We start from the raw sequence: 18334 nt of genomic DNA, 5'->3' as shown, positions 1-18334 counted from the left end.
TGGGGCTTGGCCCGCAAATTCGCCCATGGCGCGCGTGTCGCCCACGTATTGGCATGTGCCGCACGGCCATACCGATTCCAGACACGCGGAGATAGCGTGGCCGGCGCAGCAAAGGGGGCGGTTCCCGAACGACGGGTTACCGGATGGCAGACTGGGCAGCGGCCCTGATCGACCGGCTCGATCGTCACCTCGGCGGTGAAGAGTACAGCAATGAGCCCTTTTGTCCGCTAGGGCAGCGCTAGCAATACACCCAGACACATGATCAAGACAGCTAATCCACACTTTTTCACTCGAACGTGTGTTTGGCGCAACCTTTCGAAAGCCACTACCGTTGTCCAGCAGGGAGACCATCGAGAGGGGCCGACGTGACCACCACCGCAGACAGTGCCACCATCACTGCCCAGGACCGCTCCCAGGGCCGACTCGAGCCGGTGCATGCGATGAACGAAGCTGCGAATCATGAGGGGCCCAAGCGTTCCCTGCCGGGCCGACCTCCAGGTATCCGAGCGGACAGCTCGGGCCTCACCGACAGGCAACGCCGGGTGATCGAGGTCATCAGGGACTCCGTGCAGCGGCGCGGCTACCCGCCGTCGATGCGCGAGATCGGACAGGCGGTCGGCCTGTCCAGCACCTCGTCCGTCGCGCATCAGCTGATGGCACTGGAGCGCAAGGGCTTCCTGCGCCGTGATCCGCACCGCCCGCGCGCGTACGAGGTCCGGGGCTCCGACCAGTCCTCGGCGCAGCCCACGGACACAGCGGGCAAGCCGGCCGCGTCGTACGTCCCACTCGTGGGCCGTATCGCCGCCGGTGGGCCGATCCTGGCCGAGGAATCGGTTGAGGACGTGTTCCCCCTCCCCCGCCAGCTGGTGGGAGACGGTGAGCTGTTCGTCCTCAAGGTCGTCGGTGACTCGATGATCGAGGCCGCCATCTGTGACGGAGACTGGGTCACGGTCCGCCGCCAGCCGGTCGCGGAGAACGGTGACATCGTGGCCGCCATGCTCGAGGGTGAGGCCACGGTGAAGCGCTTCAAGCGCGAGGACGGGCATGTGTGGCTCCTGCCGCACAACTCCGCGTACCAGCCGATTCCCGGCGACGAGGCGACCATCCTCGGCAAGGTCGTGGCAGTCCTGCGGCGGATCTAGCACGCGCGTACGGGCGGAACACTCCGCCGCGCCCCTGACCGGGCCCCGGGACCAACTGCGCCGGTTCCGGGGCCCTGTGCGTTTTCTGGCCGGGGGCCTTGGGGGTTGCTGGGCTGGCCGGAGGCCTTGAGAGTGGCTGACCTGGCCGTGAGTCGTGGGTGATTCCGTCCTGGCTGAAGCTTGGGCGGGTGTTCGTCCTGGCTGAGGGCTTGGGCGGGTGTCCATCCCAGCTGAGGTTTGCGGCCGGTGTCCGTCCCGACTGAAGGCTTCGGCGGGTGTCCGTCCTGGCCGAGGTTTGCGGCGGGTGTCCCTCAAGGTCGAGAGTCCCGTGCGGTGTATGACCTGGCTGAAGGGCTCGTGAGCGGGCGCCTGCTCAGACCAGAGCTTTGCGGCGTGCCTGTCCTCGCTTCAAGGGCCCTGGTCGGTGTCTATCCCGGGCGGGCTCATTGGCCGTGCATGCCCAGCACGGACGCTCTTTGGGTCTCGGGCCGAGGTGCTTTGACCTATACCCTGCCTGGTCCGGGGCTCCGTCTTGCTGAGCTTCCTGGCCCGGGAGGATGGCGTACGGCGTTCGATGCGCGGCGACGTGACGACGCCGATGCGGTTCGGGATCTGCGTTCGAATCGTGCCCTGGGACGCGGTGGTTGCCGGCCGACAGAGGCTCCCGGACCCGAAAGTTCGATGGGCGGCCTCCCTGTTCGAAAGGGCGCTTGGGCGCATCACCTGGACGCGACAGCGCGTCCGGTCGATCCCGACGTCGGCGGCCGATAGGGCCGCCCTCGCGGCATCTCACGCACCCGCCGCGCAGTCGCTACGCGTCCTCCTCCTCCGACTTCCGCGCCACCTCGTCGATCGCGGCCAGCGACCTGCGTACCTGGTTACGGTCCGTCGTGAACCAGAAGTCGGGCAGTGACGCCTTCAGATAACTGCCGTAGCGGGCCGTGGCCAGGCGCTGGTCCAGTACGGCGACGACGCCACGGTCCCCTGACGCTCGTACGAGGCGGCCGGCGCCCTGGGCCATCAGCAGGGCCGCGTGGGTCGCGGCGACGGCCATGAAACCGTTGCCTCCCTTGTCCTCGACCGCCTTCTGGCGAGCGCTCATCAAGGGGTCGTCCGGGCGAGGGAAGGGGATCTTGTCCATAACGACCAGCTGGCAGCTCGGGCCGGGGACGTCCACGCCCTGCCAGAGGGAGAGGGTGCCGAAGAGGCAGGTCTTCGGGTCGGCCGCGAAGTTCTTGATCAGCTCGCCGAGTGTCTCCTCGCCCTGGAGCAGGATGGGGTACTCGGGGACGCGCGAGCGCAGGTCCTCGGCGGCGAGTTGGGCGGCCCGCATGGAGGAGAAGAGGCCGAGCGTGCGACCGCCGGCGGCCTGGATCAGTTCGGTGAGTTCGTCCAGCATGTCCGCGCGATCGCCGTCGCGCGCGGGGCGTGACAGGTGCTTGGCGACGTAGAGAATGCCCTGCCTCGGATAGTCGAAGGGCGAGCCGACGTCGACGCCCTTCCACTGCGGTAGATCCTCGCCCTCTGCGCCCTCCGGGCCTAGCCCCAGCGACGCCCCCACTCCGTTGAAGTCACCGCCGAGCTTCAACGTCGCCGAAGTCAGGACCACAGAGCGGTCCGTGAAGAGCTTCTCCCTGAGGAGCCCGGAGACGTTCATCGGAGCCACGCGCAGTGACGCCCCGAAACGGTCGTGGCGCTCGTACCAGACGACGTCCCACTCCGAGCCGTTGGTGATCCGCTCCGCCACGTCGTGCACGCTCTCCAGCGCCGCGAGGGCCTGCTTGCGTACCGCGTCCTCATCCTGGACGGACTTGTCACGCGTGGAACCGAGCGCCGAGATCACCGTACGGGCGGCGTCGCGCAGCGCCATCAGTGCGTACCCGAGATCCTCCGGGATCTCCTCCAGGCGCCCGGGCAGGGCCAGCTCCATCAGCCGCTCGAATCCCTCGGCGGCGGTCTGGAGCTGGTCGGCGGCCTTCTCGTTGACCAGCCTCGCGGCGCGCCGGACGGCACGGTTGACCTGGCCGGGCGTGAGCTCGCCGGTCGCGACGCCGGTGACCCTGGAGACCAGTTCGTGGGCCTCGTCGACAATCAGTACCTCGTGCTGCGGCAGGACCGGCGCGCCCTCGATGGCGTCGATCGCGAGCAGCGCGTGGTTGGTGACGACGACCTCGGCGAGTTTGGCGCGCTCGCGGGCCAGCTCGGCGAAGCACTCCGCCCCGTAGGCACATTTTGTGGCGCCCAGGCACTCCCGGGAGGACACCGATACCTGGGCCCAGGCGCGGTCGGAGACGCCGGGCGTGAGGTTGTCCCGGTCGCCGGTCTCGGTCTCGCCCGACCAGTCACGCAGCCGCACCAGGTCCTGGCCCAGTTTGCTGGTGGGAGCAGCTGCCTCGAACTGATCGAAGAGGCCGCCCTCCTCTTCCTGCGGGACGCCCTCATGCAGGCGGTGCAGACACAGATAGTTCGACCGGCCCTTGAGCATCGCGAACTCGGGGCGACGGCGCAGCAGCGGATGCAGCGCGTCCACCGTCCGCGGCAGGTCGCGCTCCACGAGCTGCCGCTGGAGCGCCAAGGTGGCGGTCGCCACGACCACACGCTCCCCGTGGGCGAGCGCGGGCACCAGATACCCGAGCGACTTTCCGGTGCCGGTGCCCGCCTGGACCAGCAGGTGGGAGCTGTCGTCGATGGCACCCGCGACAGCTTCGGCCATGGTCACCTGGCCAGGGCGCTCCGTGCCGCCGACGGCAGTGACGGCAGCATGCAGGAGTTCGGGAAGTGAGGGCTGTGTCATAGCTCTGCCACCCTACGGTGCGCCACTGACAACCCGGCTCCCCAGGTGAGCAGGACGGGCGTGATCAGGACGAGCATTGGACGGGCAATCGAGGCTGGTGGACGGGGTTGGGAACCGTGCCGTGCACAGCGGGGGGCGGACGCTCGGGGCGGTTCCGGTAGCCGTCGAGGTGCAGTCGGTTGCGGTTGAGGCACTGGCGCTCGATACGCGCGGTGAGCGGGTTGACCATCTCGAAGCGTGCCCTGAGCTCGGGGAAGCGCGTCTGGTGGCGGACGATCTCCGCTCGAACGAGGGACGAGAAATCGTCCCTCGCGACGCCGGGTTGCTCCTCGCAGAGCGGTGCGAGATAGCGGAATCCTTCTGCGTGCGGCTCGATATGGATGAATGCGGTCCAGGAGCGAGCGCCGGTCCCTGGCCCGGGACACCATCGGCTCGGGTCCCGGCTCGGACTCGGGTTCAACCTCGGGCTCAGGTTCGAGCTCGGGCTTCGGCTCCGTCCCCATCTCGACGATCCCGTCGTACGCGAACTCGCCGGCCATCTTCGCGAGCAGGCCGCAGCCCGCCCCCTCCCACCGCTCTTTGCGCAGCTCAGGAGGGTCCTGCGGAGCTGGTGGCCTGCCGGATACCGGGGTGGCGGACGAATCGCGCACGGGTGCTCCTCGAATGGGAACCGGATCGGGTCGAGCGGTGTACTACATGTGACGGCGCTACAACAGATCGTGCAGGGCCCGGTCTCGGACCATGAGGGCTGCCCGCTTGTCGGGCAGGTCGACCTCGGCGGAGAACCGGAAGCCGGCGCTCAGGAAGGCAGAGACGGAAGGGGTGTTGCGAAGGTCGGGTTCGGCGACAACGCGGGCGCACGACGGGCGCTTGTCCAGTACGAGGTCGGCGACAGCTCTGAGCAGGGTGGAACCGAGCCCTCGCCCCCGGTTGGCGACACCACCGACAAGGAGGTGAATTCCGGTGTCGTGCGGTCGGGCGGGGTAGTGGCGTGCCAGGAGATCAAGGTCCGCGCGGTAGATCTCCCAGTAGCTCATGGGCGTGCCCTCCAGCAGACCGAGGCAGGGCACACTGCGCCCATCCCCCTCCAGCTGACGACGCAGGTGCTCTTCGGTCACGGACTCGGCCCCCGCCAGTTCCCAGAACGCGGTGACGGCAGGGTCGTTCATCCAACGGGTGATGAGCGGGAGATCACTCTCCAGGCGTACGGGGACAAGGTGGAAGGCACCCGCAGGAGTACTGGTCGGCCCCCAGTGACCGACACGGTCGAGCAGGTCATCACCGACCGGGTTGATACAGGCCTTCTCCGCCGTGGTCTGCCGATGGCCTCCGGTAGCCCCGTGCGCCCTGGCTTCCTCGGCGAAGAGCGCGATGAACTCGTCGGGCAGCCGCAGGTTCAGGGTGTCCTCGCTGTCCGAGCTCGCGCCGAGGTTCGAACCGGGCTGCGCTTCGGTGCCGAGTGCGGTAACGACCGCGGTACGGAGTTCGGTGACGGGGGCGGTGCCGGCGTCGGCTTCGGCGCTCGCATCTGTGGGAGGCACGGCGACGCTCCTCTCAGGAGACGGGGTGGGTCATGTTCCTCAGGAATGAAGGGGGTTGGCGATGGTGACGTAGACGGACTGGGTGTCGACGGGACCGACGAGTTCGTCGAGGCCTCGCAGTCGGGTGAGGAGGTTGGCCTTGCAGCGCAGGACGCGCGAGTCGAGCAGATACGCGGGCAGGGGTGTGCGCAGCCGAGCCGGGCCGGTGGCCACGTCGGAGAGGAAGCGGCGGAAGGCGGCGAGCAGCAGACGTTCGTCCGCCAGATGCTGGGAGCCGAACGCGCCGACCAGGCCGAGCACGTTGTTGATCGCGAGGTAGTAGGCGAAGCGTTCGTCGGTTACCTCGTCGGAGACGAACGTGTCGCTATGCTCGCCGATGCCGGGCAGCCGGGCGTCCAGTTCCGCGCGCCTCGACTCGCGGAAGTAGTAGCCCTGGTTGTCGCGATAGCGGCCGCCGATGGGCCACCCCTCGGGGTCCAGCAGGAGCAGCGTGTTCTGCTGGTGCGCTTCCAGGGCGATCCCCGCCTCGCTGTCCAGCCAGAGCACGGGGCGTACGACCTGCTCCAGATAGCGCAGGAACCACTCAGTGGCGACGGCGCCGCGGGTCCGACCTGTGCGACCCGCGAGACGGGTGACGATCTCGGCGAGCCGGGACCGCGCCGGTGCCCTGCCCTCAGCCTGGTTCCGTGCGTCGCTGGGTCGGGTGTGAGGCCGGGGCGAGACGAGTCCCGCGACGCAACCGACGTCGTCCGTCGGACCGAAAGGGTTGTGACGGATCATCACGTCGAGCCCCGGCAAGGGGGCGCCGTCCGGGCCGTCGACTCCCAGCCAGGCGGGATCACGGACGATGTCGAAGCCCGGCTGGACGGCGCGCCACTGCTTGGACAGACCGCTGCGCAGCAGACGGTGGACCTCCACACCACGGTGGAGTTCCTTACGGAGGTTCTCACGACGGGAGTTGGTGATGCGCAGGCCGAGCGACAGTTTCAGCATCGCGGGGGCACCTGAGCGGTAGAGGGTGCGGACCGATGAGGTGGGGTGCCAGGCGGAGCCGTGCGGGCCGAGGTCCTGGAGCAGTCCCCCGTCCAGCAGAGCCGCGGCCTCGGAACGGTGCCGGACCTCGCGCAACTGCCAGGGATGCATGGGCAGGGCGGCGTATCCGTCGGGCAGGGGCAGTCCGTTGCCGGCCAGCCGTGCCGTGAGGTGTTCCGCGGTGACGGGGCGGCCCCCTTCTGTCCATGCCGAGTCGTTTGCCAGCACCGACGGGGCCACAGCCATCCAGTGCAGCGGAAAAGAGCCGCGCAACTCCGGTGAGTACGAGCGGGCTTCGGCCTCGGAGAGTCCCTCGCGGCTCTTCGGTGTGGGGTGCAGCGGGTGGCCGAGCAGGAGCGCCTGTTCGGCGGCGAGGAAGAGGTCGGGCTCGTCGGCGGGGTGTTCCCTGCGGTCACCGATGAACACGGCGGTGCGCCGGGTGGAATCAGCGACGCGACCGACCAGGTCGGCGCCGTCACCGACGGAGCTGCGCGAGCCCCCCGGTTCAGGGCGAGACGCGCCGGCTTCACGGGTCAGTCCGCCCGGTGAGACCGGCGCGGGGGCGCTGCCCCCTGTCATCGCGCCGATGACCGCTTGCCGTGCGAACAGGGCCGCGACCGTGACCGCGTCGGCGGGCGGGGCCTCATCGGGAACGTCGGCGAAGTAGGGGAGACCGAGGCGGTGCCAACCGGTGGGAGACCAGTAGTGGACGGGGATGAGGAGGGCGGTGCCGCTGGCGGCGAGCGGGATGCGGAGGGTGCCGTCCTCGGGAGCGGGCAGGTTGTTCTCCCGTACCCAGCACCGCAGCAGGTTCTCTACGGCCGCAGCCTGGGCCGCGGTATGCGCGTCGGGGTGCTCCAACAGGTCGGCGGTGACGCCGTGCAGCCACTCCGACCCCGATGCTCCTCCCTTCTGGCGGGGGACCGATTCGGCCGCGGGTACGAGCGGCGCCTGCGTGTCCTGGGCAGCTCGCTCGTGGGTGTGGGGACGGCCGTCGGGGGCGGGGGTGGCGTTCACGAGAGTTCCTTGTGGGGTCGTTCGGGATTGTGCGGTGACAAGCCGGGGCGTTATGGGGTGCGTTGGGCCTTTGGCGTCCTGGTTGATCTGAGTAGGGCCGGGGCCGGGTGGGGCCTGGTGGAAGTGGGGTTCGGGGAGAGCGGAAGTTGGAGCCCCGAGGACCGGTTGGAGTGAGCGCAGACTGAGTGCGTCCCGCAGGAGCGCGGCGGTGCGTCGGGGTACGTGGCCCCGCGTCGCCTGTGTCCCGTGACCCCAGCGGCGTACGGGTACAGCAGACTCAGGGCCGTACGGCAGGCTCGGCGCCGCGCGACGCCTTCGGGCACCCACTCCGAAACGTCGCCTCGGACTCCGACACGGCGCCTTCGAGTAATCCGGCGCGGCGGGCCCTAAGAGGTCCCTCGGCGCTCTCGCGATACCGCCTCCACCGCGTCTGTGAGCCGGTCGACCACGGCGCTCACCTGTTCGTCGCTGATGGTCAGTGGAGGGAGGAGGAGGACGGCGGCGTGGCGACCGCTCGGTACCTCGATCAAGCTGCGGCGGAGGCATTCCCGTTGGAGGGCGGCGGCGAGTTCGGGGGCGGCGGGCAAGAACCCCGCTCCGGAAGAGCAGTTGAAGTTGCGGCGCCCGTCGGCACCCTCGATCGTCAACCCGCGTGCCCGCACGGGAACATTCAGTGACGCGTGTGCGCAGGTGCGGGTCGCCGACTCGCGCGCCGACTGGCGTCGCGGAATCCCCCCGTACGCCGCGCGTGCCGCCTCGGATTCGCGGGACACAACCTCCCGCGCCCTGCCGGAAGCACAGGGCACACGCGACTCCGCCGGAACACCCCTCACACCGGGCGCACTTGGAACTCCTGGCACATCAGGCAAGCCATCCCACGCCCCCTCCCGCGTCTCCTCGCGCACCCGTCCAACCGGCACCACCGCAGACTCGGTCACGGCCACGACTTCCGGTCCTCCCGCTGTCCAGAGGCGAGTTGGCAGGGGGTTCCGAACGCATGCGTCAGGTCCCCCGTACGTACCAACGACGCCGTACGTGCGGAGAAGCGGGTGTCCCGAAGATCGTTGGCGTGACAGCTTGGTCGGCTGGCGTGCCGGCGAGAAAGACTTCCTCATCTCCCTGGATGACGTCTGTTTGCGCCAACTGTCGTCAAGCAGTACTCCGACGGGCCGAGTAGGAGGACACTAGGAGGCGCGAGGATGACGGCTGGTGGCGTTCGATGCCACATGCGAGATGCCGTTTGACGAGGTCCGGCCCCGGGCCGTTGCGAAGCTCTGGGGGAACCAGAAGGCACTTGCGGGACGGCATTTCGCCGGGGCGGTTCGGGGTGAGTGCCGATCTCACGGCACTCGGCGCGCTGTGGGCCATGTTGCGGGAGTACGTCCCGGTCGCGAGCCGCGAGGGATGCAGGCTGCCGCTGGGATCATTGCCCAGGCGGAAGCGCGTGCCGGGGCGCTTTGGAAGTCGACAACGGCCGCCGCTGGATGTGGGCGAGCACCAGCGACGGCCGCGAGGTGCGAGACGGCACGGGCTGCCTTGACGTCGCCGCCTCACACTGACCGTCCTCACCACCCATCCGGGGTGCGCGGGAGTTCACCCCGGTCTCGAAAAAGGCTGGAGAGGACGAAGGGCTGGAGCTGCGTTGTCGGCGATGCGGCTCCAGCCGCTCACAGTGGTCGGATAGTCACTGAGACCCGGGGGCTGGGGGCCGAAAACGGGGCCGACAGCCTGCCGTCGACCGGAGCCGGCGAAACGTGCGGAGACCCTGCCGGGAGCGTATACCGGGTCGGGGCAATGAGGGCAGCACGCGATTCAGCCGATCCCGGCAAAATGCCGGGGCAGATTGGTGATCTTCGTAGGAACGTCAGTATGACCTGGAGTTCTTCCTGGGCCGAGAGCCGTAGGGGGCACTGCCCGTCTCTCTAGACGTCTTCCACGGCTGCGAAGAGCACGAAGAGCGTGCCGAGCCTGGCGGATTTGAGGATCCGCAGGTGCCAGGGACGGACACAGATCACTTCCCAGTGACCGCCACGCTCCAGAGCCCGGCGTCGGATCCGGCAGAGCAGGTCGAAGGCGGAGCGGTAGAAGAATTCCACCGGCCGCACGTGACAGAGAGCCGAAAGCCACACCCGCCCCCCGGATGAGCCGACCTACGAATGGTTCGCTGATCCCGATCAACAAGGCAGGGAGGGCTGACGACTCGAACGACTGACCGGGGCCGTCCAGACGGACACCGCGCCGGAGCGGCAGGCCGGGCAGAAGGACCGACCCTTGCTTTGATGGTGGTCGTAGTATGGGACGGCCGCATCAATTCGCCACCTCAAGGAGTCACCGTGGCCCGTCCCCGTACCGCCCCCCGGACGGTGGAGCATCCCGACCTGTCGCAGGTCTCTCTGCAGCAGGCCCTGGAGGCTCTGGTGGATCCGGTACGCCGGACAGTGGTGGCTCAGCTGGTGGGCGCTGGGCAGGACCTGAGCTGCGGGACCTTCGTCGCGCCGGTGTCGCTGTCGACGCTGACGCATCACTTCAATGTGCTGCGCGAGGCGGGCGTGATCCGCCAGTACTACGTGGGGACGACGAAGATGAACGCGCTGCGCACCGACGAGATGGACACGAGGTTCCCAGGACTGCTGTCAGCCGTGCTGGCCGCGGAGGCCGCAGAGGGGGCCTGAGCCTGCCCAGGGGCGGTACACCAGGTACATATTTCGATGAGTCTCGTAATTTGACCGTGGTCAAAGTTTGAGGCAGGGTGGACAGCGCGCCGGGATCATCCGGTGTTCTCCCGTTTTCTACCCCGGGACTGGTGCACCATGGCAAGGCTCGTACAGTTCGACCGGCTCGGCGGACCCGAGGTGCTCACCCTCCGCGATGCCGCCTCCCGCGCTCCGGGCGCGGGAGAGATACGCATCCGGGTCGACGCGATCGGCCTGAACCGGGCCGAGATCATGTACCGGGAAGGCACCTACTTCTACCAGCCGGTCTTCCCCTCCACGCTGGGATACGAGGCCGCGGGCGTCGTCGAGGCGGTCGGCGAGGGCGTGAGCGACTTCTCGGCGGGCGACCCGGTGGCCGTCGTGCCGGCGTTCCTGCAGAGCGAGTACGGCACCTACGGCGAGAGCGTCGTCCTGCCTGCCGCAGCCGTGGTTCCTCGTCCCGGACACGTGGACGCCGTCACCGCGGCGGCCATGTGGATGGCCTACATCACCGCCTACGGCCCCCTCGCCGAAAGCGGTCGGGTACGTCCGGGTGATCACGTCCTGATCACCGCGGCCTCCAGCAGCGTCGGCCTGGCCGCCATCCAGATCGCCCGCCACATCGGCGCGATCCCGATCGCCACCACCCGCGGCGCGGGCAAGAAGCAGCGCCTCCTGGACGCGGGCGCGGCCGATGTCATCGTCACCGACGACGAGGACCTGCCTGAGCGCATCGAGGAGATCACCGGCGGCAAGGGCGTGCGCCTGGCCTTCGACCCGATCGCCGGCCCCGGCGTCGAAACCCTCGCCAAGGGCATCGCCTCCGGCGGATACCTGGTCGTCTACGGCGCTCTCGACCCGCGCACCACCCCGCTGCCCAACGCACAGTCCTACCCCGCGCTGAACAGCAGCACCTACACCCTCTTCGAGATCACCACCGACCCGGAGCGGCTCCGCCGCGCGGTCGCGTTCATCAACGCCGGACTCGCCTCGGGCTCCTTCACCCCCGTCGTCGACAAGACCTTCGACCTGACCGACATCGCCGAGGCCCACCGCTACATGGAGGCCAACGGCCAGGTCGGCAAGATCGTCGTCACCGTCACTCACGGCGGCACCACCTCCTGAGCCCGTCCGCGCCGGAGCGGCACTCCTGAGCCCGGCCGCGCCGGAGCGGCAAGACACCGCGCTCCCCCGCCACCGACTCCCCGGCCTCCATCCCTGGCCCCCCTCCCCCCAGACGCGCGAGAAAAGGAGCACGTGTCATGCGTGCCTGGCAGCTTGAAGACTTCGGCCTGGACAACCTCCGCCTCAAGGAGCGCCCCACCCCGAAGCCCGGCCCCGGCGAGATCCTCGTCAAGGTCTCCGCGGTCTCCCTGAACTTCCGCGACAAGGCGATCGTCGACGGCGTCTACAACCCGGAGAAGATGCCGAAGAACCTCATCCCGGTCAACGACACGGCCGGCGTGGTCGCCGAGGTCGGCCCCGGCGTAAGCCAGTGGCAGGTCGGCGACCGCGTCATCTCGCACTTCTACTCGCACTGGCTCGACGGCGCCCCCGCCCGGGACGAACCCGACTGGCAGCTCGGCGGCCCGATCGACGGGGGACTTGCCGAGTACATGATCCTGGAAGCGGACTCGGCCGTGCCCACCCCGGCCAACCTGACCGACGAACAGGCGTCCACTCTTCCCATCGCCGCGCTGACCGCCTGGTTCTCCCTGGTCGAGTACGGCAACCTCCAGCCCGGCCAGTCCGTCCTGGTCCAGGGCACCGGCGGCGTCTCCCTGTTCGCCATCCAGATCGCCACCGCGCTCGGAGCCCGCGTCATCGCCACATCCAGCAGCGACGACAAGCTGCGGAAGGCAGCCACCCTGGGCGCCACCGACCTCATCAACTACCGCACCACCCCCGACTGGGCCGAGAAGGTACGCGAACTGACCGACGGACAGGGCGTGGACCAGGTCATCGAGGTTGTCGGCGGCGACAACCTCAACCAGTCCGTGCACGCCACCCGGGCCGCCGGCCACATCTCCCTGGTCGGTTTCCTCGGCGGCATGACCGCCTCTCTGGACGTCCTGTCCCTGCTCTACAGCCAGGCCGCCATCCGCGGCATCGCCGTCGGCCACCGCCGCGCCTTCCTCGACATGAACGCCTGGATCGAGAAGAACGGCCTGGACCCGGTCATCGACACCGTCTACGCCTTCGAAGACGCCCACCAGGCGTACGAGCACCTCGCACGCGGCGCCTTCGGCAAAATCGTCATCCGAGTCGCCGGCTGACACCGCGACGTCCCGCTCACCACCGCGACGCCGGTCCCGCGGTGCCTGGCGACGGACGGTCGTGTCCCGACAGGCCCGGACGTCCCGCATGTCGACGGTGCAGGTCCGCCCGCGAGCGGTTGGCCGACAGGCGCACTCCTTCAGGCGCTCTGTGATGCAATGGCTTCTGCCCGGCAGCGGGTTCGGCGTCGGACCCTCGCACACCTGGGACGGAGCCCGGAGCACCAGCGAGCGAGGAGTCACCGTGACCGTGTGCGGACCTGACGGCGAGGGTGAGCCGACCACTCGTGCTTCCGCGAATGGGGGTGGCCGGGGCGGGGCGATGACCTTGGCGGGGACATTGGCGGCGGCTGAGACCGCGGCGCCCGTGGAGTCGCTCGACGTTGTCGCACACATGCTCAGAAGACGTCTCGGGGCCGCGTCGGTGTCGTTTCTCATCACCGACTTCACCGGCAGCTCGGTCGTACGGCTGGGGGCGGCCAACAGCATCGATACCGACGGGCCCGCCTCGCGCATCACACTGCGGGGCACCCTCTATGACGATGTGATTCGCACCCAGCAGCCGAGGGTGGAGGACAAAGGTGAGGGTGCCCTTGTGCAGATCGTCGCCCCGGTGACCAACCGGGGGGACGCCATCGGGCTCCTCGAACTGTTCCTGCCCGTACCTCCGGATGCGGAGGTGATGCGGGAGATCGGGGAGACCGCGCACGCCTTGGCGTACATCGTCATCGCGAACCGGTCTTTCACCGACATGTACCAGTGGGGCCGCCGCACCACCCCCCTGAGCCTGGCCGCGGAGATCCAGCACCGGCTGCTCCCGTCGTCGCTGGCCTGTGAGGCCGCCCAGTTCGCGGTGGCCGGGGCGCTGGAACCGGCCGACCACGTCGGAGGCGACACCTTCGACTACGTGATCGACCGGGACACCGTGCAGCTCTCCGTCACCGACGCGATGGGGCACGATGTCGAGGCCTCGTTGCTCGCCACCCTCCTTGTGGGCGCCCTGCGTCGGGCACGGCGAGCCGGTGCGGACCTCGCCGAGCAGGCTCGCCAGGCTGACCAGGCCATGCGGGAACACGGCCGCCAGGGCTACGTCACCGGCCAGCTCCTGCGCATCAGTCTGATCGACGGCACGACCGAGTTCGTCAACGCCGGGCACCCCTGGCCCCTGCGCATGCGGGATGGACAGGTGCAGGAGATCGTTCCGAAAATCGATCTGCCGTTCGGCTTCCACACCCCCCACACCTACCGGGTCCAATCGCTGGACCTGCAGCCGGGTGACCGGCTGGTGATGCTCACCGACGGCATGCTTGAGCGCAACGCCCACAGTCTCGGCCTGTCGGACCTGATCATTCGTACCCGCGAGCTGCATCCCCGCGAGGCCGCCCGTACCCTCATCGCGGCAATCGTCGACACCAACGGCGGCCACCTGGAGGACGACGCCACCGTCATGTGCCTGGACTGGCACGGCACCGGCCAGTCCCAGCGTGACGCCGACACCGGTGCCGATCTCTCCGATGCCTCCGCGGCATCACGGACTGTGCCGACCACTCCCGGGCACTGACTCGAGGAAGAACATGCCCGTGGCCACGTGGGAGAAGCTGCGCAGTCGTGGTCAGTAGGCGGCCAGTGAGATGGCGATGTAGTGCGCGGTGAATGCCGCCAAGGTCAGCGCGTGGAAGACCTCGTGGAAACCGAACCAGCGGGGTGAGGGGTCGGGCCGCTGGAGCGCGTAGACCACCGCGCCCGCGCTGTAGAGGAGACCGCCGGCCACGATCAGGACGAGTACGGCCGCTCCGCCGGTGTGCAGGAAGTCGGGCAAGTAGCGCACCGGTGCCCACCCCAGGGCCAGGTAACACGGGGTGTAGAGCCAGCGCGGAGCTGCGACCCACAGCACCCGGAACGCGACGCCGGCCAACGCGCCCGCCCACACGATCCACAGCAGCACGGACCGCTGGTCCGGCGGGAGGAGGAGAACGGCGAGGGGCGTGCAGGTGCCGGCGATGATCAGGAAGATGTTGGCGTGGTCGAGACGTCGTAGAAGAGCCTCGCCGAGCGGTCCCCAGGTGCCGCGGTGGTATATGGCGCTCGTTGCGAACAGCATCCAGGCGGTGACCGAATACACCGCGCAGGCCAGGGTCGCCTGCGGAGTACGGGCCAGAAAGATAAGTGCGACGCCTGCGATCAGTGAGGCGGGGACCATCGCGGCATGGAGCCAGCCACGCAACCTCGGCTTGATCGGTTCGGCCAGGTCGGCCGCCCGCTCCACGAGAGCGGCAACCGAGTGAGTGATCTTCCCCGCTCCGTCGTCCTGTGCTCCGACGGGCGAACCGTCTTCACGACCCTCTCCGCACCCTGAGGCGACGTGGATGTATTCAGCTTCAGCGGCGTCGCGGGACACAGCTTCTCGTCCTCCCTCGGACTCCTCGGCGTCACCGGTGATCATGAGGGCATGCTAGAAGACGACACCCGAACAGCATTGCGGGAGGTCGGTAGCGAACCCCGCTCGCACCGTCGCCGACAGGGTGTTCCACAACCGATTGAACGCCGACCTCGTTGATCCTGGTGTCAATTGGGTCTGTCGGAGCCGAGTAGACCGGCAGCCCATGGGAACGATCAGAACTTGCCGCACAGACGATTTCGCCGCCTACGCACAAGGATCGCCGATGCTTCCTGAGGTCCGCCCCCACGTATCCGCCCCCCTCGTACACCAGGTGGAACACCAGTTGGGCCTGGCTCCGCATCTTGAAGCGGGTCATCTGGACGTGGAGCGCGTCGCCGGCATCGCGGTCGTCGCGGCTGCCCACTCCGACGGCTATGCCGCCACCGGCCACCTCCTCGGGCTGCTGGCCGCGTTGCCCGCCCCCACCAAGACAGGCGAACGCTTTTGGGCGGAGCTGTGGAGAACTTCGGGGACCGCGTATCTGCTGCCCGCCAACATCAAGGCCCTGGTACTGCGTTCGCTGGCCGGAGAGGGAACTGCTCTCGCCCGGCAGATCCTCTCGGCCGTCGATCAGATGACCCCGCCCCAGCGCATCGCGGCGGGCGAAGTGATCGGTCAGGCCCTCGTCGAATCCGACGACTTTCCCGACCTCAAGACAGAGGTCATCGGCGAACTGTGGCTCCGGGATCTCGAACTCACCGCCTGGCGCGTCCTGCACGCAGACCGCAGGTCGGACGATCTCGTCGGCCGCAAAGCCTTCCTCGACGCCTGGACGAGCGTATGACGAGCGTTGTCCGTCATCCGGCCCACGACTGACAGAGACGCACCATCGATGTGCGGTACCGACAGCTCCGCGGTGCGCCAGGGGGCGGACCGAGGCCTCGGCGCTCGTCCGTGGGCGACTTCAGCTGCTCCGACCGCTGAGCAACCACGCGGCAAGGATCCGCTGCAAGTGTGGTGTGGGTCCGTCACGCGCGCCGGACGGGCCCCCCACCGCCGTCCGGGTGTCGGCTCGTTGCCCATCTCGTCGGTCAGACGGACACGGGCGTGCCGAGCATCGCGGAAGCGTGCTGGAGCGAGTTGAGGATGCGAGCGGGTGTTGTCTTGGGGAGGGTGCGGCAGGTGAAGCCGAGCTGTGTCATGGCCCGGAGGACTTCGCCGGCGCTGAAATCACGGCGATCCTGGCGGGTGATGACCTGGCCGACCTGCTTGACGGGGTAGTGGCGGCGGCCGATGATCACCGTTTCGCCGGTGCCCGGCTCGGGCTTGATGCCCTTCATCGAGTCCAGCACGCTGCTCTTGGTGAGCTCGAAGGGGAAGCGGGCGATGACGCAGCGCATGTGACCTCACAGTGAGAGAAGGGGAGAACGGTCCGGCCGGGGTGAGACGGTTCAGCGGGAGAGGGCGAGTACGCCCAGGGCGCTGCCTTGCACGTCGACCACCGGCAGGGCACCGAGCCGGTGGGTGCGCGTCGCGCGCTCGGCGTCGGCCATCATGGTCACGGGTGACGTGAACGACCCGTGGCCGCCGAGGAGGTCGCGCAAGCGGACGTGGTCCGTGTAGGCGGAGCTGTCGCGGACGGCGGCGAGTTCGGCGTGGGTGACCAGGCCGGTGCACTGGCCGTCCTGGTCGCAGACGACCAGCCGGCCCGTGCGGGCGGCGGCCATCACGGACAGCGCCACCTCGACGCTCATGTCGTCACAGACCTGCGGTCCGGCCGCGTCCATGACCTCAGCCACCGTCTTGTGCCCGGGGCCGGCGCCCACCGGACGGGGCTGCATCTGAACCAGCGTCAAAAGGTGCCTCCTGCAGAGATGGGTCAGCTTCCTGATCACGAAGGTTCTAGGCCGCCGCGTCAAAGGCGGTCTCGCGTACGGGCGCGCGCCGCGTCGTCGAGGAGGGACGGCGCCGGCCTCGGGAGGAGGAGGCGCTGCGCCTGGGGCGTTCGGCCACCGGTGCGGTGATGACGACCGGGACGCCGGAAGGGGCCTGGGCGCCGGTGATCCGGTGCAGAGCCTCCTCGCCCGAGCGGATCTGGGTGGTCTGCGGCCGGATCCCGGCGTCCGACATGAGGCGGACCATGCCGCGGCGCTGGCTCGGTGTGACGAGCGTGACGACACTGCCGGACTCACCGGCCCGTGCCGTACGGCCGCCGCGGTGGAGGTAGTCCTTGTGGTCGGTCGGCGGGTCGACGTTCACGACGAGGTCGAGGTTGTCGACGTGGATGCCGCGCGCCGCGACGTTGGTCGCTACCAGCACACTGACGTGCCCCGTCTTGAACTGCGCCAGCGTGCGGGTGCGCTGCGGCTGCGACTTGCCGCCGTGCAGCGCGGCGGCCCGTACCCCACTGTCTAGGAGGTTCTGGGTCAGCCGGTCGACGGCGTGCTTGGTGTCCAGGAACATGATCACGCGGCCGTCGCGGGCGGCGATCTCCGTTGTGGTGGCGTGCTTGTCGGCGCCGTGGACGTGCAGGACGTGGTGCTCCATCGTGGTGACCGCACCGGCTGAGGGGTCGACCGAATGGACGACGGGGTCGGTCAGGTAGCGGCGCACCAGCAGGTCGACGTTGCGGTCCAAGGTGGCGGAGAACAGCATCCGCTGCCCGTCCGGACGCACCTGGTCGAGCAGCGCGGTGACCTGCGGCATGAATCCCATGTCGGCCATCTGGTCCGCCTCGTCCAGCACCGTGATGCCCACCTGGTTCAGCCGGCAGTCGCCACGGTCGATGAGGTCCTTGAGCCGGCCCGGGGTCGCGACGACGACTTCGGCCCCGCCTCGCAGCGCGCCGGCCTGCCTGCCGATCGGCATCCCGCCCACCACCGTGGCCAGTCGCAACCTGACGGACCGGGCATACGGAGTGAGCGCGTCGGTGACCTGCTGCGCCAGCTCACGCGTCGGTACGAGGATCAGCCCCAGCGGCTGGTGAGGCTCAGCACGCTGTCCGGCGGTACGAGCGAGCAGGGCGAGGCCGAAGGCGAGGGTTTTGCCGGAACCGGTGCGCCCGCGGCCCAGGACGTCACGGCCCGCCAGGGAGTTCGGCAGCGTCGCGCCCTGGATCGGGAACGGCGTGCTCACACCCTGCCTGCCGAGTTCGGCCAGAAGTTGCCCGGGCATGGAGAGTTCGGCAAAGCCCTCGACGGCGGGCAGCGCGGGGGTGATCGTCGTGGGAAGCGCGAACTCACCCTGCACGGCGGCGGGTCGGCGGCCGTAACCGCCGGAACGGCGCGCTGCCGGCGAGCCGAAGCGGCTGCCGCCCCTTCCCACGTCGGTACTGCCATTACGGGTGCGGGTCGATCGGTCGTTCGTACGTGTGCTGTTCATACTGAGCCTTCCTCGATGCGGCGCATATCAAGGAATTCGCGCCAGCGATGAGCTGCACGGAATTACGAGTATGGACCG

At 68.9% G+C, this 18334-nt stretch carries 14 protein-coding genes and 3 pseudogenes; 6 read left to right on the top strand and 11 right to left on the bottom strand.

The genetic code is table 11. From position 1 onward, the window contains the following. The first annotated feature begins 365 nt into the window (after window positions 1–365). A complete protein-coding gene (gene lexA, locus ACIBLC_RS00325; protein WP_266833573.1) occupies window positions 366–1142 on the top strand; it encodes a transcriptional repressor LexA in 777 nt (258 codons plus the stop codon). An 811-nt stretch (window positions 1143–1953) separates the two neighbouring features. On the opposite strand, the gene ACIBLC_RS00320 is transcribed toward lexA, so the two are convergent. From ACIBLC_RS00320 to ACIBLC_RS00290, 7 genes and pseudogenes are all read right to left on the bottom strand, one after another. Continuing rightward, a complete protein-coding gene (locus ACIBLC_RS00320; protein ID WP_399208313.1) occupies window positions 1954–3936 on the bottom strand; it encodes an ATP-dependent DNA helicase in 1983 nt (660 codons plus the stop codon). Between the two features lie 64 nt (window positions 3937–4000). Beyond that, window positions 4001–4327 (bottom strand): annotated as a pseudogene (locus tag ACIBLC_RS00315) (IucA/IucC family siderophore biosynthesis protein); the annotation flags it as partial. 316 nt (window positions 4328–4643) lie between these two features. Beyond that, on the bottom strand, window positions 4644–5477 hold the full coding sequence (locus tag ACIBLC_RS00310; RefSeq protein WP_399208312.1) for a GNAT family N-acetyltransferase: 834 nt from the start codon (window positions 5475–5477) through the stop codon (window positions 4644–4646). Between the two features lie 39 nt (window positions 5478–5516). Beyond that, window positions 5517–7526: an IucA/IucC family protein gene (locus ACIBLC_RS00305; protein ID WP_399208311.1), complete on the bottom strand. Its 2010-nt coding sequence runs from the start codon at window positions 7524–7526 to the stop codon at window positions 5517–5519. Between the two features lie 386 nt (window positions 7527–7912). Beyond that, window positions 7913–8113 (bottom strand): annotated as a pseudogene (locus tag ACIBLC_RS00300) (aspartate aminotransferase family protein); the annotation flags it as partial. Next, window positions 8111–8332, bottom strand: a pseudogene (locus ACIBLC_RS00295) (aspartate aminotransferase family protein); the annotation flags it as partial. The pseudogenes ACIBLC_RS00295 and ACIBLC_RS00300, both read right to left, overlap by 3 nt. Window positions 8333–9448: 1116 nt before the next feature. Then, window positions 9449–9631 carry a hypothetical protein gene (locus ACIBLC_RS00290; RefSeq protein ID WP_399208310.1) on the bottom strand — a complete coding sequence of 61 codons (183 nt, stop codon included), beginning with the start codon at window positions 9629–9631 and terminating at the stop codon, window positions 9449–9451. A 228-nt stretch (window positions 9632–9859) separates the two neighbouring features. Here ACIBLC_RS00290 and ACIBLC_RS00285 point away from each other — a divergent pair, with 228 nt between their 5' ends. The 4 genes from ACIBLC_RS00285 (at window position 9860) to ACIBLC_RS00270 (ending at window position 14056) form a co-directional block, all read left to right on the top strand. Then, window positions 9860–10198 carry an ArsR/SmtB family transcription factor gene (locus tag ACIBLC_RS00285; RefSeq protein ID WP_399208309.1) on the top strand — a complete coding sequence of 113 codons (339 nt, stop codon included), beginning with the start codon at window positions 9860–9862 and terminating at the stop codon, window positions 10196–10198. Between the two features lie 138 nt (window positions 10199–10336). After that, window positions 10337–11344, top strand: coding sequence for a zinc-dependent alcohol dehydrogenase family protein (locus ACIBLC_RS00280; RefSeq protein ID WP_399208308.1), 1008 nt, complete (start codon window positions 10337–10339; stop codon window positions 11342–11344). Window positions 11345–11481: 137 nt separating this feature from the next. Further along, window positions 11482–12495 (top strand): NAD(P)-dependent alcohol dehydrogenase, encoded by a 1014-nt coding sequence (locus ACIBLC_RS00275; protein ID WP_399208307.1) that lies wholly within the window; start codon window positions 11482–11484, stop codon window positions 12493–12495. A gap of 322 nt (window positions 12496–12817) precedes the next feature. Beyond that, window positions 12818–14056, top strand: a complete 1239-nt coding sequence (locus ACIBLC_RS00270) for a PP2C family protein-serine/threonine phosphatase (RefSeq protein ID WP_399208306.1) — start codon at window positions 12818–12820, stop codon at window positions 14054–14056. Between the two features lie 51 nt (window positions 14057–14107). Here ACIBLC_RS00270 and ACIBLC_RS00265 read toward each other — a convergent pair whose 3' ends face one another. Next, complete coding sequence (locus ACIBLC_RS00265) at window positions 14108–14938, bottom strand: hemolysin III family protein (protein ID WP_399208305.1); 831 nt, start codon at window positions 14936–14938, stop codon at window positions 14108–14110. Between the two features lie 220 nt (window positions 14939–15158). Between ACIBLC_RS00265 and ACIBLC_RS00260 the strand changes: the two genes are divergently transcribed. Continuing rightward, complete coding sequence (locus tag ACIBLC_RS00260; RefSeq protein ID WP_399208304.1) at window positions 15159–15719, top strand: hypothetical protein; 561 nt, start codon at window positions 15159–15161, stop codon at window positions 15717–15719. Between the two features lie 247 nt (window positions 15720–15966). Here ACIBLC_RS00260 and ACIBLC_RS00255 read toward each other — a convergent pair whose 3' ends face one another. Genes ACIBLC_RS00255 through ACIBLC_RS00245 form a run of 3 tightly spaced genes read right to left on the bottom strand, consistent with a single transcriptional unit; the run spans window position 15967 to window position 18256 of the window. Then, window positions 15967–16275: an SCO5918 family protein gene (locus ACIBLC_RS00255; RefSeq protein WP_399208303.1), complete on the bottom strand. Its 309-nt coding sequence runs from the start codon at window positions 16273–16275 to the stop codon at window positions 15967–15969. 51 nt (window positions 16276–16326) lie between these two features. Beyond that, window positions 16327–16731 carry a CBS domain-containing protein gene (locus ACIBLC_RS00250; protein ID WP_399208302.1) on the bottom strand — a complete coding sequence of 135 codons (405 nt, stop codon included), beginning with the start codon at window positions 16729–16731 and terminating at the stop codon, window positions 16327–16329. 46 nt (window positions 16732–16777) lie between these two features. Beyond that, on the bottom strand, window positions 16778–18256 hold the full coding sequence (locus ACIBLC_RS00245; protein ID WP_399208301.1) for a DEAD/DEAH box helicase: 1479 nt from the start codon (window positions 18254–18256) through the stop codon (window positions 16778–16780). Window positions 18257–18334: the final 78 nt, after the last annotated feature.

Origin of the sequence: Streptomyces sp. NPDC050535, from assembly GCF_044457665.1 — a bacterium.
In the GTDB taxonomy this organism is placed as follows: Bacteria; Actinomycetota; Actinomycetes; order Streptomycetales; family Streptomycetaceae; genus Streptomyces.
The sequence above is the reverse complement of the archived record's forward strand: the minus strand, read 5'-3'. Positions and strand labels throughout refer to the sequence as shown.